Source organism: Streptomyces sp. NPDC101191 (assembly GCF_044767915.1).
Lineage (GTDB): Bacteria > Actinomycetota > Actinomycetes > Streptomycetales > Streptomycetaceae > Streptomyces.
Genome location: NZ_JBIWOU010000001.1, coordinates 836,794 through 861,426 on the forward strand (window position 1 = coordinate 836,794; position 24,633 = coordinate 861,426).

At 74.4% G+C, this 24,633-nt stretch carries 18 protein-coding genes; 10 read left to right on the plus strand and 8 right to left on the minus strand.

The window, feature by feature from the left end:
* Positions 1 to 55: 55 nt before the first annotated feature.
* On the minus strand, positions 56 to 1,246 hold the full coding sequence (locus tag ACIRQF_RS03705; protein ID WP_404088509.1) for an ROK family protein: 1,191 nt from the start codon (positions 1,244 to 1,246) through the stop codon (positions 56 to 58).
* 179 nt (positions 1,247 to 1,425) lie between these two features.
* Between ACIRQF_RS03705 and ACIRQF_RS03710 the strand changes: the two genes are divergently transcribed.
* Positions 1,426 to 3,564 carry an alpha-galactosidase gene (locus ACIRQF_RS03710; RefSeq protein WP_404088512.1) on the plus strand — a complete coding sequence of 713 codons (2,139 nt, stop codon included), beginning with the start codon at positions 1,426 to 1,428 and terminating at the stop codon, positions 3,562 to 3,564.
* A gap of 68 nt (positions 3,565 to 3,632) precedes the next feature.
* Positions 3,633 to 4,499, plus strand: a complete 867-nt coding sequence (locus ACIRQF_RS03715) for an alkaline phosphatase family protein (RefSeq protein WP_404088515.1) — start codon at positions 3,633 to 3,635, stop codon at positions 4,497 to 4,499.
* A 76-nt stretch (positions 4,500 to 4,575) separates the two neighbouring features.
* Here the strand turns inward: ACIRQF_RS03715 and ACIRQF_RS03720 are convergent, their stop codons facing one another.
* Positions 4,576 to 7,077 (minus strand): RICIN domain-containing protein, encoded by a 2,502-nt coding sequence (locus ACIRQF_RS03720; protein WP_404088518.1) that lies wholly within the window; start codon positions 7,075 to 7,077, stop codon positions 4,576 to 4,578.
* A gap of 223 nt (positions 7,078 to 7,300) precedes the next feature.
* Between ACIRQF_RS03720 and ACIRQF_RS03725 the strand changes: the two genes are divergently transcribed.
* Both ACIRQF_RS03725 and ACIRQF_RS03730 read left to right on the plus strand, forming a co-directional pair.
* Entirely contained in the window at positions 7,301 to 8,299 is a 999-nt protein-coding gene (locus ACIRQF_RS03725; protein WP_404088521.1) for a LacI family DNA-binding transcriptional regulator, read from the plus strand.
* Between the two features lie 526 nt (positions 8,300 to 8,825).
* On the plus strand, positions 8,826 to 9,935 hold the full coding sequence (locus ACIRQF_RS03730) for a hypothetical protein (RefSeq protein ID WP_404088524.1): 1,110 nt from the start codon (positions 8,826 to 8,828) through the stop codon (positions 9,933 to 9,935).
* A gap of 228 nt (positions 9,936 to 10,163) precedes the next feature.
* Here ACIRQF_RS03730 and ACIRQF_RS03735 read toward each other — a convergent pair whose 3' ends face one another.
* Complete coding sequence (locus ACIRQF_RS03735) at positions 10,164 to 10,616, minus strand: YbhB/YbcL family Raf kinase inhibitor-like protein (protein ID WP_404088527.1); 453 nt, start codon at positions 10,614 to 10,616, stop codon at positions 10,164 to 10,166.
* 269 nt (positions 10,617 to 10,885) lie between these two features.
* On the opposite strand from ACIRQF_RS03735, the gene ACIRQF_RS03740 reads away from it, so the two are divergent.
* Positions 10,886 to 11,542: a lysophospholipid acyltransferase family protein gene (locus ACIRQF_RS03740; protein WP_382487157.1), complete on the plus strand. Its 657-nt coding sequence runs from the start codon at positions 10,886 to 10,888 to the stop codon at positions 11,540 to 11,542.
* Positions 11,543 to 11,552: 10 nt separating this feature from the next.
* Here ACIRQF_RS03740 and ACIRQF_RS03745 read toward each other — a convergent pair whose 3' ends face one another.
* The 3 genes from ACIRQF_RS03745 to ACIRQF_RS03755 form a co-directional block, all read right to left on the minus strand.
* Positions 11,553 to 12,863 carry an MFS transporter gene (locus tag ACIRQF_RS03745; RefSeq protein ID WP_376628401.1) on the minus strand — a complete coding sequence of 437 codons (1,311 nt, stop codon included), beginning with the start codon at positions 12,861 to 12,863 and terminating at the stop codon, positions 11,553 to 11,555.
* A gap of 202 nt (positions 12,864 to 13,065) precedes the next feature.
* A complete protein-coding gene (locus ACIRQF_RS03750) occupies positions 13,066 to 13,794 on the minus strand; it encodes an aspartate/glutamate racemase family protein (protein WP_404088532.1) in 729 nt (242 codons plus the stop codon).
* 49 nt (positions 13,795 to 13,843) lie between these two features.
* Positions 13,844 to 14,833, minus strand: a complete 990-nt coding sequence (locus ACIRQF_RS03755; RefSeq protein ID WP_404088535.1) for an SMP-30/gluconolactonase/LRE family protein — start codon at positions 14,831 to 14,833, stop codon at positions 13,844 to 13,846.
* 101 nt (positions 14,834 to 14,934) lie between these two features.
* On the opposite strand from ACIRQF_RS03755, the gene ACIRQF_RS03760 reads away from it, so the two are divergent.
* The 3 genes from ACIRQF_RS03760 (at position 14,935) to ACIRQF_RS03770 (ending at position 17,515) form a co-directional block, all read left to right on the plus strand.
* Entirely contained in the window at positions 14,935 to 15,378 is a 444-nt protein-coding gene (locus tag ACIRQF_RS03760) for an Lrp/AsnC family transcriptional regulator (RefSeq protein ID WP_376628406.1), read from the plus strand.
* Between the two features lie 157 nt (positions 15,379 to 15,535).
* Complete coding sequence (locus ACIRQF_RS03765; RefSeq protein WP_404088538.1) at positions 15,536 to 16,093, plus strand: YciI family protein; 558 nt, start codon at positions 15,536 to 15,538, stop codon at positions 16,091 to 16,093.
* Between the two features lie 141 nt (positions 16,094 to 16,234).
* Complete coding sequence (locus ACIRQF_RS03770; RefSeq protein ID WP_404088541.1) at positions 16,235 to 17,515, plus strand: glycosyltransferase; 1,281 nt, start codon at positions 16,235 to 16,237, stop codon at positions 17,513 to 17,515.
* Positions 17,516 to 17,518: 3 nt separating this feature from the next.
* Here ACIRQF_RS03770 and ACIRQF_RS03775 read toward each other — a convergent pair whose 3' ends face one another.
* Positions 17,519 to 18,316 carry a polysaccharide deacetylase family protein gene (locus ACIRQF_RS03775; protein ID WP_389751601.1) on the minus strand — a complete coding sequence of 266 codons (798 nt, stop codon included), beginning with the start codon at positions 18,314 to 18,316 and terminating at the stop codon, positions 17,519 to 17,521.
* Positions 18,317 to 19,015: 699 nt separating this feature from the next.
* Here ACIRQF_RS03775 and ACIRQF_RS03780 point away from each other — a divergent pair.
* Positions 19,016 to 19,711 carry a type 1 glutamine amidotransferase domain-containing protein gene (locus tag ACIRQF_RS03780; RefSeq protein WP_376628413.1) on the plus strand — a complete coding sequence of 232 codons (696 nt, stop codon included), beginning with the start codon at positions 19,016 to 19,018 and terminating at the stop codon, positions 19,709 to 19,711.
* A 612-nt stretch (positions 19,712 to 20,323) separates the two neighbouring features.
* Here the strand turns inward: ACIRQF_RS03780 and recQ are convergent.
* Positions 20,324 to 22,342 carry a DNA helicase RecQ gene (gene recQ, locus ACIRQF_RS03785; RefSeq protein ID WP_404088545.1) on the minus strand — a complete coding sequence of 673 codons (2,019 nt, stop codon included), beginning with the start codon at positions 22,340 to 22,342 and terminating at the stop codon, positions 20,324 to 20,326.
* A gap of 153 nt (positions 22,343 to 22,495) precedes the next feature.
* Between recQ and ACIRQF_RS03790 the strand changes: the two genes are divergently transcribed.
* Complete coding sequence (locus ACIRQF_RS03790; protein WP_404088548.1) at positions 22,496 to 24,631, plus strand: DUF4139 domain-containing protein; 2,136 nt, start codon at positions 22,496 to 22,498, stop codon at positions 24,629 to 24,631.
* Positions 24,632 to 24,633 lie beyond the last annotated feature (2 nt).

The following is a 24,633-nucleotide window of genomic DNA, read 5'->3' on the forward strand; positions in this document are numbered from 1 at the left end:
GGCGGCCGGGGAGTCGTGCGCGACGGCTGCGCGGGGCGACGGGTCGCCCCGGGGGTCAGCCGGCGCCGGTCGTGGAGGCGCCCCCGGGCTGGGGGAAGAGTGCCTGGATGGCCACGGCGGCTCCCCCGCGGGCCCATTCCTCCCAGGGCAGCGGGCGCAGTGACAGCGGGCAGCGGGACGCCGCCCCGAAGGCGTGGGCGGCGTACGCCTCCTGGATGTGGCGGCTGAACAGGTCGTACGCGTCGACGCCTTCGCCGCTGACGACGACCCGCTCGGGGCCGACGAGGTTCACCAGTGCGGCGATGCCGACCCCGATGGCCTGTCCGGCCCTGGCGAAGGCCTCTCGGGCTTCGACACGGCCCTCCCGGGCCATCTCGACGACCTCGGGGAAGGTGAGGCGCGGGTTCCCGGCGGCCTCGCGGACCGCCGCGAGGATCACGTCGGTCGAGGCGATCGCCTCGACGCAGCCGCGTGCGCCACAGCGGCAGCGCGGTCCGTTCGGGTCGACGCAGAGGTGCCCGACCTCGCCCGCGACGCCGTAGGCCCCGCGGAGCAGGTGCCCGTTGACCACGAGGGCGGAGCCGATGCCGGAGCCGATGGTGACCAGCGCGAAGTAGCCGGTGCCGATGCCTTCGCCGAACCAGTGCTCCGCGACGGTGAGGGCCCTGACGTCGTTCTCGACGGTGACCGTCAGTCCGGTGGAGGCGGCGAGCAGCCCGGCGAGCGGGACGTCGCGCCAGCCGAGGAGGCCGGAGTGGCGGAGGCGTCCGCTGTCGCGGTCCACGTCGCCGTTGACCGCGACGCCGAGGTGGCGCGTACGGTCCCGGAACGCGGGGTCGGTGTCGAGGAGTTCGTCGACCAGACCGGCGACCTGGGCGGCGACGGCCTCCGGGGTGCAGACGTCGAGCGGGCGGCCGGCGGTGGCCCGGATGCCGGCCCGCAGATCGCAGACGGCACCGAAGAGTTCGTCGGCGCTGATCTTCAGCCCGACGAAGTACTCCCGGTCGGGGGCGACCGCGAGCGGGTTGACCGGCCGGCCGGCCCCGGGCGCGGTGCGTTCCGGCGGCAGTTCGTACAGGTAGCCGTCGTCGATGAGGGGGCGGGCCGCCTTGGTGACGGCCGTCGAGGAGAGTCCCGTGCGCCGGGCCAGTTCCACCCTGCTGAGCGGTCCTTCGGCGAGGAGCAGCGCGAGGACCGCGGTCTCGGCGGGTGCACTGACCAGAGGCTGGGAGTGATGTCGAAACACGGAGGCAACGTAGAGCAAATAAATAACTTCTTCCAGTATTGATTTGGGAGTTGGGCCCGCCCTACGCTCGGGTCCGCCTCCGTGCCCATCTCCGGTCACTGGTAGGCGACTTCAGCGAGCCGGTCATCAAGTCGCCCGGGATTCGCTCCTGTTCTCACCGCACGTCAGGGGATCCGTCCGTGCCCGTCACGCTCCCGCCCGTCAGCTTCGATCCCGACCTCGGCCTCGCGGTCCTGCGCACAGCGCACAGCGTGTACGCGCTCCGCGTCGCCGCCGACGGCAGCCCCCGGCACGTGTACTGGGGCGCACCGCTCGACACCGAGGCCCTGGCCGCGCTGCCGGAGGCGCCCTCTCCCGCCGCCAGCAGCTTCGAGGCCGACGCCGCCGCCGACGAACTCGCGCCCCAGACGGGGGCCCGCTTCGGACCCGCCGGCCTCCAGGTCCGCTTCGCCGACGGCACCCGCGGCGCCCAGTGGCACTTCGCCGGCCACACCGTCGACGGCGGCGAACTGCGCCTGCGCCTGGAGGACCGCCGCCGCCCGCTGCGGGCGGAACTCTGCTACCGCGTCCGGCCCGACAGCGACGTGGTCGAGCGCTGGACGGAGCTTTCCCATGCCGGGGCGGCGGAGGACGGGGCGTCCGACCGACGGGCTCCGATCACCGTGAACCGGCTCGACTCCGCCTCCTGGACCGCGCCCGCGCTGCCCGACTACCGGCTCAGCCATCTGGTGGGCGGCTGGAACAGCGAGTTCCAGCTGCAGCGCGACCGACTGCCCGTCGCCGAACTGGTCCTGACGAGCCGTCGCGGGCTCACCGGTCACCATGCCGCCCCCTGGCTGGCCCTCGACGACGGCACCGCGGACGAGGAACGGGGCGAGGTGTGGAGCACCGCGCTCGCCTGGAGCGGGAGCTGGCGCGTCACGGTCCATCGCGATCCGGTCGGCCGCACCACCTGGACCGGCGGCTTCGGCCACGAGGGGATCGGCTGGACCCTGCGGCCCGGCGAGACCCTCCGCACCCCCGTGTACGGCGGCCTCTACACCCGGCACGGGTTCGGCGGAGCCAGTCGCGCCTGGCACGCGCACGTACGCCGGCACGTACTGCCGGAGCCCGGGCGGGACCGGCCGGTCCTCTACAACTCCTGGGAGGCCACCGGCTTCGACGTCGACGAGGCGGGCCAGATCCGTCTCGCGCACCTGGCCGCCCGGGTCGGCGCGGAGCTCTTCGTCCTGGACGACGGCTGGTTCGGCACCCGCCGCGACGACCGGTCCGGGCTCGGCGACTGGACACCGCGCCCCGAGGCCTTCCCCCGCGGCCTGCGGCCGCTCGCCGACGAGGTGCACCGTCTCGGCATGGAGTTCGGACTCTGGGTGGAGCCCGAGATGGTCAACCCGGACAGCGAGTTGTACCGGACCCATCCGGACTGGACGGTCCACTCCGCGCACCTCGACGCGACCGAACTCCGCAACCAGCTGGTGCTGAACTTCGCCCGGCCCGAGGTGGAGACCTGGGCGTACGAGACCCTCGACCGTCTGGTCCGCGAGAACGCCGTGGACTGGCTCAAGTGGGATGCCAACCGTCCCTTCACGGAAGCCAGTGGGGACGGCAGCCCCGACCCCGACCGGGTGTGGATCGACCACACCAGGGCGGTCCATCGCGTCATGGACCGACTGCGCGCCGACCATCCCGGTCTGCGCATCGAGGCGTGCGCGGGCGGCGGCGGGCGCGTGGACCTCGGCATGCTCGCGCGTACGGACCAGGCCTGGACCTCGGACAACACCGACGCGGTCGACCGGATCGACATCCAGCACGGCTTCTCGCAGCTCTTCCCCGCCCAGGCGATGGCCGCGTGGGTCACGGACAGCCCGAACCCCGCCACGGGACGGAGCACCCCGCTGCGCTTCCGCTTCCACGTCGCCATGGCCGGCGCGCTGGGGCTCGGCGGCGACCTGACGCGCTGGTCGGAGGACGAACTCGCCGAAGCCGCCGAGCTCGTGGCCCGTTACAAGGAGATCCGCCCTCTCGTGCAGCGGGGCGTCCAGCATCGCGTCGCACCGTCGGGGCCGGTGACCGCCGTCCATTACGCGGCCCCCGACGACAGCGAGCACGTACTCCTCGTCCGGCGCCCCACCACGCGCTTCGGGCACCACCCCGCCCCCGTCCGGCTGCCGGCCCTCGATCCCGGTGCGCGCTACGTGGACCTGGACCTGAAGCGGGAATACAGCGGGGCCGTCCTGATCGGCCGGGGCATCGATCCGCGACTACCGGCCGGGGACTACGCCAGCAGCCTGATCAGGCTACGGCGCGTCGACTCCTGAGTGCGCCCCCGCGTCCCGGCGCCTGGATCCCCGCACCACACCACCCACGACACACCCCTGGATGCCTCATGGACATCGCCCCGGACACCGCCCGCGTGCTGGTGGTCGGCATCGACGGCGTACGCCTCGACCTGCTGCCCGAGCTCGACACCCCCCACCTCGACGGAACAGCCCGCGCGGGCTTTCTGGCGCCCGTCGAGGTGGACGACGGGACGCCGACGATGTCGGGTCCCTGCTGGACGACCGTCGTGACCGGCGTCGGGGTCGCCAAGCACGGGGTGTGGGGCAACCGCCTCGACGGCAACCGCCTCGACGTCTTTCCCGACTTCACGACCCGCCTCGCCGCCGAGTGCGGGCGGCGGACCTTCGCCGTCGGGGCCTGGGCACCGCTCTTCCTCGCGCAGCAGGGCGGCCCCCTCTTCCTCTCCCCCACCCGGCTCGCCTACGTCGCCCCCCGCGCGGACACGCCCGAGGCCTGGGAGGAGGCCGACGAGCGGGTGACCGTCGAGGCGGAGCACCTCCTCGGCCTCGACGAGGTGCTGCACGCGGGCTTCGTCTACCTCGGCGCCGTCGACGAGACCGCCCATTTCCTCGGGTGCGGAGCGGAGTACCGCCGCTCGATCGAGACCGCGGACCGGCGCCTGGGCCGGCTGCTCGGGGCGCTGCGGCGGCGTCCGCCGCACGAGCGGTGGACGGTAATCGTCGTGACGGATCACGGGCACCGGGACGAGGGCGGCCACGGGGGACGCAGCGCGCTGGAGCGCACGGCCTGGATCGCCGCGTGCGGTCCCGGTCTGCCCGCCGGCGAGGTCCCGCCGGCCCTCCACCACACCGATGTCGCCGCCCACGTGTACACCGCTCTCGGCATCGCGCCCGACCCGCACTGGACCCTGGACGGCGTCCCGTTCGGCGCGGTCACGACAGTCGGCGTCTGACCGGCCCGACCGACGCGCTTCCGGGGCCCGGGCGGGAATGCCCGGGGCCCGGTCGGGCGTCTCCTCGCTCGGGCGGTCAGCCGACCGTCCACCGCTGGAGGGCGGATCCGGTGTCGGGCTGCTGGGTCACCAGGGCGCCGCCCGCGGTGGAGGCGGTGGTCAGCGCCAGTCCGCCGGCCGCCGAGGTGATCGCGTAGGCGCCGGACGCCTGCCGGACGATGTTCCAGCGCTGGTTGGCGCCGCCGTGGCAGGTCCACTGGATGACCCGCGCGCCGGCGGTGGTGGAGCCGCCGTCGACGTCGGCGCACTTGCCGGACGAGCCGTTCCTGAGCTCGTAGGTACCGTCCGTCTGCTGCGTGAGGGTCCAGTTCTGGTTGGCGCCGCCGTTGGCGGCCCAGGTGATCAGCTGGGTGCCGTTGGCGCTGCTGCTGTTCGGGTTGTCGAGGGCCTTTCCGGAGACGGTGAGCGTGTGGACTCCGTCGAGCCCGGCCGCGACCGACCAGGTGAAGGTGACGGTGCCGGTCGCGGTGCCGGAGGAGGCGGTGACCGTGACGGTGGAGGTGCCGACGGTGGTCGGCGTGCCGGTGACGAGGCCCGCGGAGCTGATGCCCAGTCCGGCCGGGAGACCGGTGGCGGTGAAGGTGAGGGGCTTGTTCCGGGAGTCGGTGGCCGCGATCTGGAGGGAGACGGTCCTGCCCAGGGTGGTGGACCGGGGGCCCGGGTCGGTGACCGTGACCGTTTCCGGCGCCTGGCCCGTGGGGGTCAGCGTCAGGGTCTGCTCCGCTCCGGTGCGGCTGCCGCCCACGGGGTTGCCGGTGGCGTTGCTCCAGCTGCGGACGGGGGTGGTCTCGGCGGGACGGCCGGGGTCGGAGGAGAGACCCACGACGAGGCCGCTGTAGCGGTTGACGAGCTTGTACGTGCCCGTGGGGCCGTTGTCGGCCGGGGACGCGCCCCGGATGACGAACCAGTCCTGCCCCGTGCCGGCGGCCGCCGGGGTGACCGTGGGCCTGGTTCCCCAGGCGCGGGTGCCCGGGCCGGAGGCGTCGACGCCGAGGAGGTTCCCGGTGGCGGCGTTGGCGATGCGGTAGGAGCCGTCTCCCTTGGCGGAGAAGGTCCACGCTTCGAGGGCCGACCCGGTCGCGGTGGCGAGGGAGGTGGTGGCGGTGCCGCCCGCGACCTGGGCCAGGACCCGGCCGCCGCCGCTGGTGATGCGGTAGCTCGTGGAGGTGTCGACCGGAGCGGCCGGGGCGCCGGAGTCGACGGTCAGGTCGACGTACTCGCCGGAGGAGTTGCCGGAGCAGCCGAAGGAGCAGTAGGAGCGGAAGTTCCTGCCGACGATCCCGGAGCCGGTCCTGGTGGCACTGTCGAGGAACCAGCGGTACCAGGAGGCGTTGCGGTAGCTGCCGGTGTCGCCGAGCCGGAACCACTTCTGGGTGGTCAGGTCGGCGGTGGCGTACAGCTCCTGCGGGGCGTTGCCACTCTGGTCCACGGCCTGGGGCTCGCCGAGGTAGAGACCGAGGTGGGCGTTGTACGTGATGTCCATGACGAACAGCGGGGAGGTGGGCGGCGTCAGGCCGCTCGCGACCTGCTGGCCGACGGTCCCGGCGTTGGCGGGGTCGTACTCCTTGTCCTTCGGCACGTAGCCGGTGGTGCTGCCCGCCCCGACGGGGACCATCGTGGACTCACGGCCGCCGACGCCGGGCTCGGTCCAGGTGCCGTCGTACCACTTCTTCCACGAGCCGGGCGCCATCTTGCCGGAGAGGGGCGCGCGGGCGACGTGTCCGTAGAAGGCGGCCCAGCCGCCGCCCTTGTTCACGATCCGGGAGCCGTAGAAGGCGTAGAAGTACCCGGAGGCGGTGTCGACGAAGAGCCGCGGGTCGCCCGTGCCGTAGTGGTAGGTCTGCTGCGGGAAGGCCGTGGTGTCGCCGCGCACGGTGCTGTGGTGCGAGGTGATGACGTGGTCCTTGACGGTCCACGTGCGGCCCTGGTCGGTGGAGACGGCGTAGTCGATGCCGTCGAAGTGGACACCGTCACCGAAGGGTTGCGGAGTGAACTCGTTGTGGACGAGGCCGTACCAGTCACCGGTGTCCGGGTCGACCCACATCCCGGTGAGGTCGCAGTAGTTGCGGTGGGCGTAGCCGCTGCCGGCGGGGGCCTGGGTGGAGCTGACACCGGTCGGGCTGTTGTTGCAGCGCCAGGTGGTGTCGTTGTTGCGGTCGTTGGGGTTCTTCGGGTCGACCGCGTCGCTGATGGCGGCGGAGCGGGTGGCGGTGTCGAGGTCGCCGCCGGTGAAGAAGCTCCACTTGCGGGGGTCGCCGGCTCCGTAGAGCGCGTGGGCCTGCTGGTAGTAGAAGGTGCCGTCCTTGTCGATGTACGGGCTCGCCGGGGTGTCGTCCGGGTGGGTCCACGAGCCCTTGGCGCCGACGGTGACGGTGTAGGTGGCGGAGGTCGGTGCGACGGCGGCGGGCGTGGGGGCAGCGGCGGCGGAGGCGTCAGGGGCGGCCAGGGAGCCGCCGGCCGCCAGGGCGAGGGCCGCCGCGGCGAGCACGCCGACCAGTCTGGTGCGAGGAGCGTTCACGAGTACTCCTTGGCTGGGGGGAGCCGGGGTGGCACGGACCCTAGAGCCTTTTTGACCGGTAAAACAAGAGGGGGGCAGCAAGCGGATCCCGCTTGGCGCAAGGGAGTTGGGCCCGCCCGCATCCCTCCCTCCGGGCTGCCCCGGACGGCCGGGAGCCGCCTTGACCTGGCCAGGGACCACGGTTACGTTGCCAGCCAATCGCGAACGGCACGACGGGGGCGCCATGGTCACCATGCAGGATGTGGCGGAGCGGGCCGGAGTCACCAAGCAGACGGTCTCCAACGTCATCTCGGGCCGGGTGGCGGTACGCCCGGCCACCGAGGCGCGGGTGCGTGCCGCGATCGCCGAACTCGGCTACGTGCCCAACCTCGTGGCCCGTTCGCTCGCCACCGGCAGCACCCGGACCGTCGGCCTCTTCGTGCCGACCGTCTCGACCCCCTTCTACGCCGACGTGGTCGAGCAGGTCGAGGACGCCCTGGAAGAGCGCGGCTACCGCCTGCTGCTGTGCACCACCCGCCTCGACGGGGAGCGCGCCCGCCGCCATCTGGCCGGGCTGACCAGCCGCTCGGTGGACGCCCTGCTCATCGCCGGCGACCAGGGCCTTACCGGGCATCTCCCACTCCTGGCGGACGTCCGCTTCCCCGTCGTGCTGTGCGCCTGGGAATCCGAACTCCCCGCCGGATTCCCCGTGGTGACCATCGACTACGAACACGGCGGCCATCTCGCCGGCCGCCATCTGCGCGCGCTCGGCCACGAGCGCGTGGCCGTCCTCGCCAGCCCCGCCCACGGTGCGCGTGTCTCGGGCTTCCGGCGCGCCTTCGCCGAGGACGGGATCACCGTGGCCGACGGATCCGTCCACCTCGCCGCGGAGCCCACCTTCAGGAGCGGTTTCGCCGCCGCCACCGAGGCCCTGCGCGCGGCCCCGGGCACGACGGCCCTCTTCGCCACGCACGATCTTCTCGCGGCCGCCGCCGTCGAGGCCGCCCGGGCCCTGGGGCGCCCGGTTCCCGACGGCCTCTCCGTGGTGGCCCACGACGAGACCCCCGCTGGCCTGCTGTCCCGCTCCCCGCTCACCGGAGTCGTCCTGCCCAAAAGGGAGATGGCCCGCCAGGCGGTCGAGGTCGCCCTCCGCGCCGTCGCCTCCCCCGGCACGCCCGCCCCGCCGCCCCGGCTCCTGCGGCCCGAGCTGCTGATCGGCGGAAGCACGGCCCGCGCCGGGTGACCGGTGGCGTGGGCGTGTGCTACCCGCCGCCGTGGGATCCGTCGGCCGAAGCGCGGCGGGCCGGACCGCCGTACGGGCCTGGTGGGCGGGGCGCCCGGCGGACCGCGTGACGGCTGACCGTCCGTGGGCCGGGAAGCGCGCCGCAAGGGTGAGCGGGGACGGCTCCGGCCGTGCCGGGCGCCCCTGTCATCGAAGGGCGCAGGCCCCGCCGGGACGCCCTGCTGGAGCCCGGGGGGTGCGACGGGCGCAGAGGGAGGGCCCGCCACGGCCGTCGTCCGGGCGTGACCGACCGTGCCGGGGCGCCGACGGTGTCCCGGCGGTTCGGCGAGCGGTCGGCTCGGCCGTCCGGCACACCCCCGCACCGCACACCCCGCACCGCACACCCTGCACCGCACACCCCCGCACCGACGCCGGCGGCCGATCGCGAGGGCGATCGCGAGGGCGACGGGCGCATGCCGGGGTTCGCGGCCGAGGGCGCATCATCGAAGGTGAGGACCCGAAGGGGAGACCCCGACGAGGAGTGGCGATGCGGCTGGCGTTCCTTGAGCCCCTCTACGCGGAGCCCGGCCCGTACGTCTCCGTCTATCTGGACACGTCCCGGGACGTCGACCGGCCCGAGCGCGCGATCGACCTGCGCTGGCGGCGCCTGCGCGAGAGCCTGTCACGGCAGGGCGCGGGGCGGGCGCTGCTGAACGCGCTGGAGGAGGTGGTCGGCTCCGACGCGGAGCTGCCGGGGGCGCACGGCCAGGCCGTCTTCGCCGCCCACGACACCCTGGTCCTGGACGGGGAGCTGCCGAGCCCGCCCGCACACGACTCGGCGCGCTACGGCACCCTGCCGGACGCGATGCCCCTGGTCACCCAGCACGTCCCGGAGATCCCGTACCTCGCGGTGGTCGTCCACTACGGCGGCCTGCCGACCGCCGACACCCACGGCTGGGTCACCCTGGAGGCGGAGGCCGGCACCTGGCCCGCGTCCACCGTCACCCCGGGTGAGCGGCTGCGCCGCAGGGTGGCGGTGGCGACCTGGCACCGCGCCGCCGTCCGGCTCGGGCACCGTCTGGACGAACGCGCGCGGCACGCCCGTGCCGACGCCGTCGTCGTGGGCGGGGACGAGTGGGCCTGCAACGTGCTCCTCCGACGCCTGCCCCGCGGCCTGCGGAACCGGGTCGTCCGCGTGGGCGGCCCCACCCCCACCGACACCGGACGCGCTCTCCTGGAGCCTCAGCTCGACCACGTCTTCCGCGGCCGCATGGCCGTGCACGACCGCGAGCTCGTGGACCTCTTCGTCAGCCGGCGCGCCGGGGGCGGTCCCGTCTCGGAGGGGCTGGCCGCCGTCGTGGCCGCGCTGCAGCGGGGGCAGGTCGCGGCGCTGCTCCTGAACCGTCCGCCGGTGTCCGCGCGCCGGCTCTGGGTGGGGGCGCTGCCCACCCAGCTGGCCCTCACCGAGGCGGAACTGGTCTCCTTCGGCGTACGGGCCCCGCGCGAGGAACCCGCCGACGAGGCCCTGGTCAGGGCCCTCGTGGGCACCGGCGCCGAGCTGGTCGTCGTACCGGAGCCCGAGCTGCGGCTGCCCGAGCAGGTGGGCGCGCTGCTGCGGTACGCGGACGCGGGCACACCGTCCCCACGGCCCCCGTGACCCGGCAGCGGTGAGCAGAGCCACGCCCGGCGGCGCGTCACGACGTCATCCGGGCGTGCGGGGGCTGGTCACGACCTCGTCCCGGTGCGCAAGGGCCTCCTCAGGACCTCGTGCCGGTGCGTGAGGGCCTCCTCAGGACCTCGTGCCGGTGGGTGAGGGCCGCGTCACGACCTCGTCCGGGTGCGGGAGGGCCCCGTCGGAACGCCTCCCGGCCCCTCACGTCCGTCCTCAGCGCTCGTACGTCCCCACCAGGACGCCCGACGCCAGCTCCCTGCCCTTCAGGGCGGCGTGCACGTCCTCGGCGCCCGGGTTCCCGTGCAGGGGCAGGGGCGCGGACAGGGCGTAGAGACGGAAGAAGTAGCGGTGCGGCCCGTGTCCGGGCGGCGGCATCGGCCCGGCCCAGCCGACGCGCCCGAAGCCGTTGGGCCAGGGCAGACCGCCCTGGGGCTTCTGTCCCTCCATGACCCCGCCGGTACCCGGATCGATCCCGGTCACCAGCCAGTGCACGAACGTCGCCCCCGGCGCGTCCGGATCCTCGCAGAGGAGCACCAGTTCCGTGGCGTCGTCGGGCACGCCCGACCAGGTCAGCGGCGGGGAGACGTTCTCGCCCTCGCCGCTGTATTTCACCGGGATCACCGTGTGGTCGTCGAAGGCGCCGCTGGTGAGTGCGATTCGGCTCATGGCCGCCGCCCTACCCGGTCCGCCGGCGCCGGCACCGGTCCGCCCGGCAATCCCTCCGATCGGCCGAACCGCAGGCACCCGCCCGGGGGGCGCCGGTCCGGCGTCGAGGTCGTCCCCGTCACGCCGCCCCCGAGGGACGTCCCGCCCGGGGAACCGGCGGCCCGTCTGAGTACGGCGTGGCCGGAGGTTGAGTAGCGCCGCTCAGGGCGGCCGGGCGGGCGGCGGCGAGCATGGAGGGCGTAACGTCGCCGACTTCGGGGAGAGATGACGTGCTCAGCAGCGTCGCCGCAGCTCTGGTCCCGGCCGTGGGCCGGCTCACCGTGAGCACGGACCCGTGTGCCCGGTTCGCCCCGGGCAGCATCGTGGTCGCCAACCACACCTCACTGGCCGATCCGGCCGTCGTCCTCGCCGCGTTGCACCGCCTCGGCGTCGAGCCGGTCGTCGCGGCCACGGCGGGGCTGTGGCGCGTTCCGTGGCTGGGCCGGGCGCTCGCCGCCGAGGGGCACATCCCGGTGCACCGCGGCAGTGCTCGCGCCGCCGAGGCGCTCGACCTCGCCGCGGAGGCGCTGGCGGCCGGTCGGCTGGTGCTCATCTACGCCGAGGGCGGTCTGCCGCTGCGCAGGGACGCCGGCGAGGCGCCCCCGGGGCCGTTCCGCAGCGGGATCGCGCGCCTGGCACGGCGCACCGGGGCGCCGGTGGTGCCGATCGGTCAGGCGGGGGCGCGACGCGTGGTGTCGGGCGGCACGGCGAAGCAGCTGGCCGGACTCGTCACCGCGCCCCTGCGGCGGCCCGGGCTCCATGTGCACGTGGGGGCGCCGGTGCTGCTGAGCGGCGACGGCGCGGCGGGGACCGCCCAGGCGCACTCGGCCGTGACGGCGGCATGGCGATCCGCCGTAGAGAGCCTCGGGGAGCCGGTCGCCGCGTAGTGGGCGCCGGTCAGCGGTCCAGGGGCTCGTGGGCGCTCTCCGGCAGGCGCAGGTACACCGTCGAGGAGAGCAGGCACAACGCCGCCACGTACCAGGGGAACAGTCCCGGCCGGCCCAGCTCCTTCAGCAGGGTGCCGACGTACGGAGCCGTGCCGCCGAAGAGCGCGACGGTCAGCGAGTACGGGAAGCCGATGCCGGCGGCCCGTACGCGCGCCGGGAAGATCTCCGCGTTCACGGCAGCGGAGATGGACGTGAAGCCGGTGAGCAGCACCATGCCGGCGCACTGGACGAGGACGAGCGAGCGGAACGAGCCGTCCAGCGCGTGCAGGAGGGGGACGACGAGCACGGCGAAGCCGAGGCCGAAGAAGAGGAGGGACGGCTTGCGGCCGAAGCGGTCGGAGAGCAGGCCGCCGATCGGCTGGAGGACGGCGAAGAACGCGAGGGATACGGTGCCCGCGAGGAGCGCGTCCGCCTTCGCCATGCCGGTGTTGAGCTCCGCGTACGTCGGCAGGTACGAAGTCCAGGTGTAGTAGGCGAGCGTGCCGCCGGCGGTGATGCCGCAGATCAGGAGCGACGCCCGCGGGTGGTGCCGGAGCGCGTCCAGGAGACCGGGCCGGCGCTCCTCGGCGCGGTGGGCGGCGCGGGTCTCCTCGGCCCCGCGTCGGATCCAGAACCCGGCGAGGCTGAGGACGGCGCCGAGGAGGAACGGTACGCGCCAGCCCCAGGCGTTCATGTCGTCCTCGGCGAGCTCCGCCACGAGCAGCGCGGCCACGCCGGAGGCGGCGAGCTGGCCGATCGAGGTGGAGACGTACTGGAAGGAGGAGAACAGGCCGCGGCGGCCGGGTCCCGCGGACTCCACCAGGAAGGTGGTCGACGCCGCGAACTCCCCTCCCACCGAGAGGCCTTGGAGCAGACGGGCGGCCACGAGGACGACGGGGGCGAGGACTCCGGCCGCGGCGTAGGTCGGGGTGACACCGACGAGGAGGCTGCTGCCTCCCATCAGGAGGATGGTCGCGGTGAGCGCCGTACGCCGGCCGCGCCGGTCGGCGATCGCGCCCATGAGCAGCCCGCCGACCGGGCGCATGAAGAATCCGACCGCGAAGACGGCGAAGGTGGAGAGCAGCGGGACCAGGGAGTTGCCCGTGCCGGGCGGGAAGACCTCGCGCGCGAGGTGGGCGGCGAGAAAGGTGTACGCGTACCAGTCGTACCATTCCACGGCGTTGCCGACCGAGGCGGCGAGGAGCTGACGTAAGGGGTTGCGGGGCGGCAGGGCGGTGCCCCGGGGGGTGGGAGGGGCGGTGGTCTCCGGCGTCTCAGTCATGATCACGCTCTGCCCGCCCGCGGAGCCCCGTACGCACCGTGCGCTGAGCAGAGAACCGTTCGCCCCACCCGTACCGGCAGGCGCCGCCCCACTCTTACCGGCAGGCGTCGCCCCCACCTGTATCGGCAGGCGTCGCCCCCACCCGTACCGGCAGGCCCCGCCACACCCCTGCCGGCGGGGCGGCCCCACCCGCCACTCGCCGCTACAAGTCCGCCCCCACCCGCACCTCGCCGCTCAGGCCCGCCCCCAGCGACGCGGCGACCGCGGCCTCGGCGTGCAGGCGGGTGGTGGCGAACACCGGCACGGGGCTGTGCTCCGGCGCGACCAACAGCTCGATCTCGGTGCAGCCGAGGATCACCCCCTCGGCGCCGGAGGCCACCAGCCGGTCGATGACCGCGCGGTAGGCGGTGCGGGACTCCTCCCGGATGACGCCCAGGCAGAGTTCGTCGTAGATCACCCGGTGGACCAGGGCCCGGTCGTCCGCGTGGGGCACCAGGACGTCGAGGCCGTGTGCGGTCAGCCGGTCGCGGTAGAAGTCCTGCTCCATGGTGAACGCGGTGCCGAGCAGCCCGACGCGGCTCAGTCCGGCCCCGCGCACGGCCGTCGCCGTGGCGTCGGCCAGGTGCAGCAGGGGGACGTCCACGGCCGCGGACACCTGGTCGGCGACCTTGTGCATGGTGTTCGTGCAGATCAGCAGCAACTCCGCGCCGGCTGCCTCCAGCGAGCGGGCGGCGGCCGCGAGGACCTCCCCGGCCTCGTCCCAGCGGCCGGCCGCCTGGAGCCGTTCGATGTCCGCGAAGTCGACCGAATAGACCAGGCACTTGGCCGAGTGCAGTCCGCCCAGCCGGTCGCGGACCCCCTCGTTGAGGAGCCGGTAGTACACGGCGGTCGACTCCCAGCTCATGCCGCCGATCAATCCGATGACCTTCATGCGCCCCACTCTGCCACGCTCCCGCGCACGTCCCGCCGGGCGCCCGCCGTCAGCGCGCCGAAGCCGGTGCGGACATGGTCTGCGGCGGCACGCCCTGGCGCCACGGGCGGTGCCCCGGGCCCGTCGGGTGGGTGCCCGTGACGGCCATGACCACCGAGTAGAGGCTGGTCTCCGCGGCGATGAAGAGGCGGTTGCGCTTGGCCCCACCCCAGGAGATGTTCGCCACGGCCTCCGGAACGTTCAGGCGTCCGATCAACGTGCCGTCGGGGTCGTAGCAGTGCACGCCGTCGTTCATCGCGGCCACCCACAGGCGCCCGCCGTCGTCGAAGCGGAGGTTGTCGAAGCGGGCGTCCGGACGGGCGGAGGCGTCCGCGAAGACCTTGCCCTCGGAGAGCGTGCCGTCGTCCCTGACGTCGAAGACGCGCACGTCCCCGGCCCGGGTGTCGGAGACGTACAGCCGGCTCTCGTCCGCGGAGAACACCAGACCGTTGGGCGCCCCGAAGCCGTCGGCGACCAGGCGCACCTCTCCGGTGTCCGGGTCGATGCGGTAGACGTTGTTCGCGCCGATCTCGCTCTCGGCGCGGTAGCCCTCGTAGTCGCTGGTGATGCCGAAGTCCGGGTCGGAGAACCAGACGGAGCCGTCCGACTTCACCGTCGCGTCGTTCGGACTGTTCAGCCGCTTGCCCTGCCAGCGGTCGGCCAGGACCGTGATCGTGCCGTCGTGCTCGGTCCTCGTCACCCGCCGGTTGCCCTGCTCGCAGGTGACGAGCCGGCCTTCGCGGTCGAGGGTGTTGCCGTTGGTGTGGCCGGCCGTGCGGCGGAAGACGCTGACGGCGCCCGTCTCCTCGTCCCACCGCAGCATCCGGTCGTTGGGGATGTCGCTCCAGATCAGCTGCCGCCACGCCGGGAGATAGACCGGGCCCTCCGCCCAACGGCAGCCGGTGTGCAGCACCTCCAGTCCGTCGTCCCCGTTCATGCAGCGGCCGGTGCGGAAGCGCTCGTCCAACATCTCGTACAGCGAAGGGCGTTCGGTGGGCATGGTCGTGGTCCTCCCCGTCGTCGAGCCGAATACTCTTCGGCCCGATGGCGAGATTGCTGGATGAGGTACGGTCTTCGCAAGGAAACACCGAACGGAGAGTCGTGGATCACATAGACCGGGAGCTGCTGACACAGCTTCAGCGGGACGCCACCCAGCCCTACGCCACCCTCGGACAGGCCGTCGGACTGTCGGCGGGCGCGGCGCACGAGCGGGTACGCAAACTCCGGGAGCGCGGGGTCATCCGCCGGACGACGGTGGAGGTGGATCCGGCAGCGGTGGGCGGTGGCGTCCTGGCGTACGTGATGGTCGACTCGACCGCGTGGATGGGCGACTCCGCGGAGGACTTCGCCGGCCTGCCCGAGATCCTCGAGGCGCACGTCATCGCCGGGAGCGCCTCGGTGCTCGTGAAGGTCAGGACGACGACCACCGAGCAGCTCCAGGACGTGCTGCGGCGGATCTACGCGATCGACGGCGTGAGCGGGACCCAGGCGACGGTCGTCCTGGAGACCTTCTTCGAACGCCCCGTCTCGCCCCACCCGGCCTGATCGGCGGGACGACTCCCCGGGTGTGCGTCTGCCGTGGCTTGGGCACACGGGCGGGGCTTCCTGATCATGCCGGATCGCCGCCCGAGCGGCCCGGGCCGGGCGCCGGTTCGCGGGGAAACCGATGGACCCGGCCGCCCCTCGGGGAGATCCTGGGATCATGGAGTTCCTCACGTATCACCGCGACCGGCCCGGCTCCCTGCCGCTGCGCGACGAGCTGCTGGAAGCGCACTGGTCCTACATGGACCGCTTCGAGAAGGAGCTGATCGCCCGCGGCCCGACGTTCGGCCCCGACGGCGAGACCCCCAGCGGGAGCGTGCACATCGTCGATCTGCCCGACCTCGCCGCCGCCCGCGCGTTCGCCTTCGACGAGCCGAACTACCAGGCGGGCGTCTACCGTGACGTCATGCTGCGCCGCTGGCGCAACACCCTGGGGCGCACGATGTGGGACTTCCCCGGCGACCGCACCGGCGGCAACCGCTTCCTGGTCATCGGACTCGGCGCGGGCCTGCCCGCCGACCTCGACCTCCCGTCCGGCCACGACCGGGTCGAGCTGATCGCCTACGGTCCCCTGCTGTCCGACGACGGCACCGGCTGGCTGGGCACCGCCGCGCTGCTCGGCGCCCCCGACGCCGGGACGGCCCGCGCGATCCTGACGGCGGACCGATACGCCGACATCGAGGTGCACGACTGGGAGTTCGGCGGACGCCGGACCTGAGCGGGCCACCGGACCACCCGGCCGATCGGGCGGCCACCCGACCCCGGTGACCCACCGGACGAACCGCCACCCGGCCGACCCGCCGCGCGGCTCGCGCCGCGGCTCGCGGCTCCCGGGTGGGGATCCGGCATACTGCTCACGATGCGTGTGGTACTGATGACAGCGGGCTCGCGGGGGGACGTCGCCCCGTTCACCGGACTCGGGCACGGGCTGATGCGGGCGGGGCACGAGGTCACGCTCGTGACCCACGAGTCGTTCGCCGGGCTGGTACGCGAGGCCGGGCTCGGCTTCCTCGGTCTGCCGGTCGACCCGCGGGCCGAGTTGGACTCGGAGGACGGGCGGCGGCTCCGGACCATTCGGACCGGAGCCGTGAGGCTGGCGACGATGCTGAGGATGGCCCGGCGGCTGGCCGGGGAGCTCGCGCCCGGGATGGTGGCGGCGGCGCGGACGAGCGACGTGCTCCTGCTGTCGGGATCCGTCGCTCCGCTGGGGCGTGCCGTCGCCGACGGTCTGGGGCTGCCCAGCAGGGATCTCCATCTGCAACCGCTGGCGCCCACCCGCGCGTTCCCGCCGTCCGTCGTCGGCACGCGGTCCCTGGGTGCTGCGGGCAACCGGCTCGCGGGGCACGCGGTCGACACCGCGCTGGAACTCGTCTTCGCCAGGGCCGCCCGCGAGGTCCGCGGCGAGCTCGGTGGCGGTGGCCGCCGGAGCCCGGCCGGCGCCCGACGGGCGCGGCCGGTCCACCACGGCTTCAGCCCGCTCGTGGTGCCGCGCCCGCCGGACTGGCGCCCGGGCCTGACCGTCGACGGCTACTGGTGGTCGCGGACCCCGCCGGGCGCCGAACTGCCCGAGCGGCTGCGTGACTTCCTGGACGCGGGCCCTCCCCCGGTCTTCGTCGGGCTCGGCAGTCTGACCGTGGCCGAGCCGGAGCGGGTCAGCGCGTTGATCGTGCGGGCGCTGCGGGCGGCCGGACTGCGCGGCGTGATCCAGGCCGGGTGGAGCGGGCTGGAGGCCGGCGGGCCCGATGGCGACGAGGACGACATGATGGGCATCGGCGAGGTGCCGCACGCGCTGCTGTTCCCGCGCGTGGCGGCCGTCGTGCACCACGGGGGCGCCGGGACGACGGCCGCGGGACTGCGGGCAGGGGTGCCCGCCGTACCGCTGCCGATGTGGTTCGACGCGTCCTTCTGGGCCGCCCGGCTCGTCGCCCTCGGCGTCTCGCCCGGCCCCGTACCACTGGCCCGGCTCACCACGCCGCAGCCCCTCGCCGAGGCGCTGACCGCCGCGACCCGCGACCCGGCGTACCGACGGCGCGCCGCCGCCCTGGCGGCACGGCTGCGGCAGGAGGACGGCGTGGCGCGCGTACGGGCGGCACTCGACGGCCTGGAGCGGGACGGCGACGAGCCCCGGGGGCGTCGCTGAGGCTCAGGGGGTCGAGCGTACGGGGAAGCTGAAGGCGTGGCCCTGCTCCTTGAGCCACGGGAGCACCTGCTCCAGGGCCGCGACCGACTGGGCGCGGTCGCCGCCGCCGTCGTGGAAGAGGATCGTCGGTCCGTTGGACAGCTCGCTCTTGACGGTGTGCACGATCGCGGCCGTGCCCGGCCTCTCGAAGTCCTTGGTGTCCACGTTCCAGCCCAGCGGCCGCATGCCCGACGTGGCGGCGATCCGCCGGCTGTCCGGGGTGAAGGCGCCGCCCGGCGCCCGGTAGTACTCCACCTTCGCGCCGCCGGCCGCGTCCTCGATCATCTTCTTCGCCTCGAGGATCTGCTGCTTCTGGTAGGCCACGGACTTCTTGTCCATGGTGGTGTCGTGGGTGACGGTGTGGTCGCAGAGCCGGTGCCCCTCCGCGACGACCCGCTTCACGAGCGCCGGGTACTCCTGCGCCCGCGGTCCGACCATGCAGAACACGGCCTTGACGTCGTTCTCCTTGAGGATGTCGAGCATCTTGGGCGTCCAGCGCGGGTCGGGGCCGTCGTCGATGGTGATGTTCACGGCCGACCCACCCGCCTCGGCGGCGTGCGCGATGCTCTCCGGCATCTTCACCGGCGGCACCTGGGCCGGCGCCGTGCCCTGTGACGCGGGCGTCCGCCCCTTCCCGCCGTCCCCCGCCTGGGCGGTGGCCTCGGTGTCCGTCAGCGCGGCGGCTCCCCAGGCCGCCAGACTCAGTGCCACCGCCGAGGCCACCACGGCTATCTGCGCGGTGTACTTGCCCTTCAGCCCCATGGAATGCCCACTCCCCGTATGTTCTTGACCGTCTCCCAGAGGTGAGGACGGATCACACGGCCGGAAGGTTTCACCCGAAGGCCACGAGGTCAAGACGAGTTGCGCCGCGGGGGAAGGGGCCCGGCCGGAACGAGTCCCCACCAGGCACCTTCCCGCTCGCCTCACCACGCGGCGCGGGCCTGTGTCGTCCCCCGTGGCGGGACGGCGGCCAGGCTCGGCACATCGAGCAACCGGTGCCCGGGCGCCCGCGAACGCCTCTCGGCCACCCCGCCTGGGCGCTGGAGCACCTGCACGAACCGCTGCCCCTGACGGGGCCGGCGGAGCACGCGCGGACGATCCTGCGCACGTTCGCGCGCCGCTTCGACGAGGAGGCCGGCACGAGCCCGGGCCGCCGGCTGATCCAGGGGCCCCGCCACCCAGGTGGACGCGTGCGTGGGGGCGGCCTCGCCGTCGCGTCGCCGCGGCCGTGCCGTCGGCCTCCCGTCGTGGCCGCGCCGAGGCAATATTCCCCGGAGGCCCATCGGAAAGCCGATGGCAGGCATCGGTTTCCCCATTGGTCAGGCCTGTGCGGGGCGCCTAGGTTCGAGGACAACGCCGCACCGACGATCCGCGTACGAAGTGTCAGCGCTCGCGGAGCGTCGGAGTGCGCGTCCTCGATCCCCCGGGCCCCGAGTGGCCCGTCCCTCCCTGGAGAGACCCATGTCGAAGATCCTTTTCGTGATGACCGGCACCGACCACTGGACCCTCGCCGACGGCACCGAGCACCCCACCGGCTTCTGGGCGGAGGAGGCCGCCGCCCCGTACGAGGCGTTCACGGCCGCCGGGCACGAGGTCGTCGTCGCCACCCCGGGCGGCGTCGTGCCGACCGTGGACCAGGGCAGCCTCGCCCCCGAGGTCAACGGCGGGCAGGACGGCGCCGACCGGATCGCCGCGATCCTGGACTCCTTCACCGAGCTTAAGAACCCGATCCGCCTGGAGGACGTGCGTCTCGACGACTACGCCGCCGTCCTCTACCCCGGCGGCCACGGCCCGATGGAGGACCTGGCCGTGGACGCGACCTCCGGTCGGCTGCTCGTCGACGCGCTCGCCTCCGGCAGGCCGCTCGCCGTCGTCTGCCACGCCCCCGCGGCCCTCCTGGCGGCCGTGGCGGAGGACGGCACCAACGCCTTCGCCGGATACCGGGTCGCCGCCTTCACCAACGCCGAGGAGACGCAGGCCGGTTTCGCCGACAAGGCCCGCTGGCTCCTGGAGACCCGCCTCGTGGAGGCCGGCATCGACGTCAGGGCCGGCGAGCCGTGGGCCCCGAACGTGGTCGTCGACCGCAATCTGATCACCGGTCAGAACCCGGCCTCCTCCGCCCCGCTCGCGGCCGAGGTCCTCAAGAAGCTGGCCTGAGGCGACGGGCGCCGACCGGCTCGAAGAAGGCCTGGCCGCCGCCTGCGCGTGCCTCGCCCGGTACGCCGTACGGCGCACCACGACGGACGACGTCGCCGACTGACGGGGGTGACCGTGCACGTCCGTCAGGCCCCGTCGGCTCGGGCGGCTCCCGTCGGCTCGGGCGGCTCCCGTCGGCTCGGGCAGCCCCCGTCCGCTCGGGCATCCCCCGTCGGCGCAGGCGGCTCCCGTCGGCTCGGGCATCCCCCCGTCGGCTCGGGCATCCCCCCGTCCGCTCGGGCATCCCCCGTCGGCGCAGGCGGCTCCCGTCGGCTCGGGCGGCTCCCGTCCGCTCAGGCGGCTCCCCTCGGGTCGGGCGGCTCCCGTCGGCTCGGGCGACTCCCGTCCGCTCGGGCATCCCCCGTCCGCTAAGGCGGCTCCCGTCCGCTCAAGCAACCCCGTCGGCTCAGGCGGCTCCCGTCCGCTCAAGCAACCCCCGTCCGCCCGGGCAGCCCCCCGTCCGCTCAGTCAGCCCCCGTCCGCCTGGCCAGCCCCCGTCCGCGTCCCGCGGCTCCCGCCGCATCGGGCGGATGCGTCAGCGCCCGCCCGGTCCCGCCCGCTCGCCCCGTCGGGTCACTCCCAGTCGTCCCACGGAGGCTCCTCCTCCGGGTCGAACGGGTCGAAGGGCGGTTCCTCGTCCGGCGCGGCCTGCCGCCGCGCGGGCGCGGCGGTCTCGGCGGGCGGGGCCGCGGGGGCCGGCACGGTGGGCCCGTCGGCGGCCGGGGCGGGGGCCCCGGCGGTGTGCTCGGCCAGGGCGGCGAGAACGCCCTCGCCGTACTTCGTCAGCTTGGCCTCGCCGACACCGCCGATCGTGCCCAGCTCGTCGACCGTGCCGGGAAGCCGGGTCGCGATCTCCCGCAGGGTCGCGTCGTGGAAGACGACGTACGCCGGGACACCCTGCTCGCGGGCCGTCGCGGCCCGCCAGGCGCGCAGCGCCTCGAAGACCGGCACGGCGCCCGTCGGCAGGTCGACCGGCACGCGGGCGGCGCCCTTGCCGGAGCGGGTGCCGGAGGTCTTGCGGGAGGCGGCGGCCGGTGCCTTCTCCTTGCGCAGGTGGACGCTGCGGCGGCCACCGAGCACCTCGCCGCTGCCGTCCGTCAGGACGAGCGTCCCGTAGTCGCCCTCCACCGCGAGCAGCCGCTGCGCGAGCAACTGCCGGACGACGCCGCGCCACTCCGCCATGGACAGGTCCTCCCCGACGCCGAACACCGAGAGGCTGTCGTGGTCGAACTGGATCACCTTGGCGGTCTTCTTGCCCTGCAGGATGTCGATGATCTGGCCGGCGCCGAACTTCTGGCGCCGCTCCTTGGCCAGCCGCCACACCGTGGACAGCAGCTTCTGCGCGGCGACCGTCCCGTCCCAGGACTCGGCCGGGGTCAGGCAGGTGTCGCAGTTGCCGCACGGCTCGGCCGCCTGGCCGAAGTACTCGAGCAGGCGCACGCGACGGCATTCGACCGTCTCGCACAGGGCGAGCATCGCGTCCAGGTGCGCCGCGAGCGAACGCCGGTGGGCCTCGTCGCCCTCGGAGCCGTCGATGAGCTTGCGCTGCTGGACCACGTCCTGGAGTCCGTACGCGAGCCAGGCCGTGGCCGGCTCGCCGTCACGCCCGGCGCGGCCGGTCTCCTGGTAGTAGCCCTCGACCGACTTCGGCAGGTCGAGGTGGGCCACGAAGCGTACGTCGGGCTTGTCGATGCCCATGCCGAAGGCGATGGTCGCGACGACCACGACCCCGTCCTCGCGGAGGAAGCGCGCCTGGTTCGCCGCCCGCGAGGCCGCGTCCATGCCCGCGTGGTACGGCACGGCGTCGATCCCGTGCTCCACGAGGAAGGCGGCGGTCTTCTCGACCGAGGAGCGCGAGAGGCAGTAGACGACGCCGGCATCGCCCTCGTGCTCCGTGCGGATCAGGTCGAGGACCTGCTTGAGCGCGTTGGCCTTGGGCGCGATGCGGTACTGGATGTTGGGCCGGTCGAAGCTCGCGACGAACTGCCGGGCCTCCTGCAGCCCCAGCCGGTGGGCGATCTCGGCGCGGGTGGCCTCGGTGGCGGTCGCGGTCAACGCGATCCGCGGCACCTTGGGCCAGCGCTCGTGCAGCATCGAGAGGCCGAGGTAGTCGGGCCGGAAGTCGTGGCCCCACTGGGCGACGCAGTGTGCCTCGTCGATCGCGAAGACCGACACCGTGCCCCGGTCGAGCAGTCGCTGCGTGCCTTCGGTGCGCAGCCGCTCGGGGGCGAGGTAGAGGACGTCGAGCTCGTCGGCGAGGAAGGCCTGCTCGACGGCCTGCCGCTCGTACGGGTCCTGCGTCGAATTGAGGAAGCCGGCCCGCACGCCCAGCGCGGTGAGCGCGTCCACCTGGTCCTGCATGAGCGCGATCAGCGGCGAGATCACGATGCCCGTGCCCTGTCTGACCAGAGCCGGGATCTGATAGCACAGCGACTTGCCGCCGCCGGTCGGCATCAGCACGAGGGCGTCCCCGCCCGACACGACCTGCTCGATGATCGCTTCCTGCTCGCCGCGGAAGGAGTCGTAACCGAAGACGCGGCGGAGCACCTGCAAGGCGTCGGAGGTCTCGGAGGAGGCGTCGGTGAGGGTCATTCCAAAAGCCTAGCGGCCCGCACCGACACCCCGGCCCGCCCGCCGGAACCTGTGGATAACCGTGCGAGCGGCTTCCGGGACCGCTCCGGCCGGGTCGGACAGGCCATAGGCTTCGCCCAGCACGCGAAGGCGACGGGCGGGGCAGGGGGACGTATGACGGCGGGGACCGGGCCGGCACGGACGTGGGGGTCGACCCTCGCGTCGGTCGTGGTGTACGCGCAGGGCGCGCTCTGCCGCCGGGTGGCACGGGGCACCCTGCCGCCCGGCGGGCGGCTGCGGGTGACCGGACTGCCGCGCTCGCTGGACCCGGGGTCCCTGCGGGCGCGCGTGCTGGGCGACGTACCCGGCGTCCGCGTCACCGAGGCGCGGGTGGAGACGCGGGCCGAGCCGGTCGACGGCGAGTCGCCCGACGAGCTGCGCCGTGAGGTCGACCGGCTGCGTGACGCGTACGCGGCGGCCGAGGGCCGCCGGGACCGGCAGGCGACCCTGATCAGGGAGACCGAGGGCATCACCCCGGTCCCGCCGGCCCGTCGGCGCGAGGAGCCGCACCGCCGCACCCCGGTGGACGCGTGGCTGGACCTCGCGTCGTTCGTCGACGAGCGGCTGACCGCGCTGCACACCCGCCTGGCCGAGCTGGAGGAGACGCTGCGCGAGACCGGGCACGAGCTCGACCTCGCGGCGGACCGGCTGGCCCGGGCCTCCACCGACGCGCCGCAGGACGCCGTGCGGACGACGGTCGCGGCGGTCCTGACCCTCGACCTCCCCGACGGCCCGTCCGAGGGCCCCGGCGAGGTGGAGCTGGAGCTCGAGTACGGGGTGCCGGGCGCCGTCTGGGTGCCCACGTACCGCCTTGACCACCGCCAGGGCGACGGCACCGGGCGTCTGGTGCTCCGCGCATCCGTCGCCCAGCGCACCGGCGAGGACTGGACCGGGGTGCGCCTCGCCCTCGCCACCGCCGACCTGCGGCGCCGGACGGACCTGCCGAAGCTCCGCTCGATGCGGATCGGCCGCCGCCAGCCGGCCGCGACGCCGTCCGGCTGGCGCGAGCCGCCGGCGGGCCTCGCCGACCTCTTCACCGGTTACGACGCCGCGGGTCCCCGGCCGGCCGCGCCGGCCGCGCTGCCCGGGGCCGTCGCCGGCGGTCCCGTTCCCGTCCCCCTTGCGGCACCGCCCCCGCCGCCGACGACGGGCGTGCCGGTGACTGCGCCTCCCGCCTACGGCGCGCCGCCGCCCCCGCCCCCCGCGCCCGGCGGCGCGTACGGCGGGCCCCCGGAGATCTACCGTTCGCGACCCGGCGGTCCGACCGGCACCCGAAGCCGTTCCGCGGCACCCGCGTTCGGCGGCGCACCGGCTGCCCCCGCCGCTCCCGGCATGGCCCCGCCGCCGCAGGCCCGGGCCGCGGCACCCGCGCCGGCCGCCGCCCCGCCGCCCGTGGCGCCGCCCCCGCCGGGTCCGCCGCAGCCCAGCGGGGCGGAGCTCGACTACGCCGGGTTGGTACTGACCGGCCCTGACGAGCCGGGCGGCCGCCGGGGCAGGCTGTTCCCCGAGGCGTCCTTCGATCCGGTGGCGACGGAACACCGCCGCCGGGCGGAGACGGTGGCGTCGCTCCCGCTGCCGGGGCACGCCGTGCGGCCACGGGAGTCGGCGGGGTCCTTCGACCACCGGTTCGACGCCGCCGCCCCCGCCGACATCCCGTCGGACGGCACCTGGCACACGGTCACCGTGGCCGAGTTGCGGGTCGGCCTGCGCACCGAGTACCTGTCCGTGCCGTCGGTCGAGCCAGCCGTGTACGCGACGCTGGTGGTCTCCAACGCCACCGACCAGGCGCTCCTCGCCGGGCCCGTGGAGGTCACGGTCGACGACGACTTCCTGCTGACGGCCGCGCTGCCGACGCTCGCGCCCGGCGGGGTCCGGCGGGTGGGGCTCGGGCAGGCGGAGGGCATCCGGGTCACCCGGCGCACACACCTGTACGAGTCGACCGCGGGGCTGCGCAACCACATCTCCGTGCTCGACCACCGCGTCCACGTGGAGCTCGCGAACCGGCTCTCCCGGCCGGTCACCGTCGAGGTCCGCGAGCGCGTGCCCGTCACCTCGGAGCCGGACGTCCGGATCGAGGAGCGGGCCGACTGGGTCACGCCCGAGGACGGCCAGGGACCCGAGCAGCACGCCCCGGGCACGCGCGTCTGGCGGGTGGAGCTGCCCGCCGGCGGCAGCACCGCCCTCGACGGCGGCTACGAGATCCGTATCCCGGCCGGCAAGGCCCTGACCGGCGGCAACCGCAGGAGCTGACG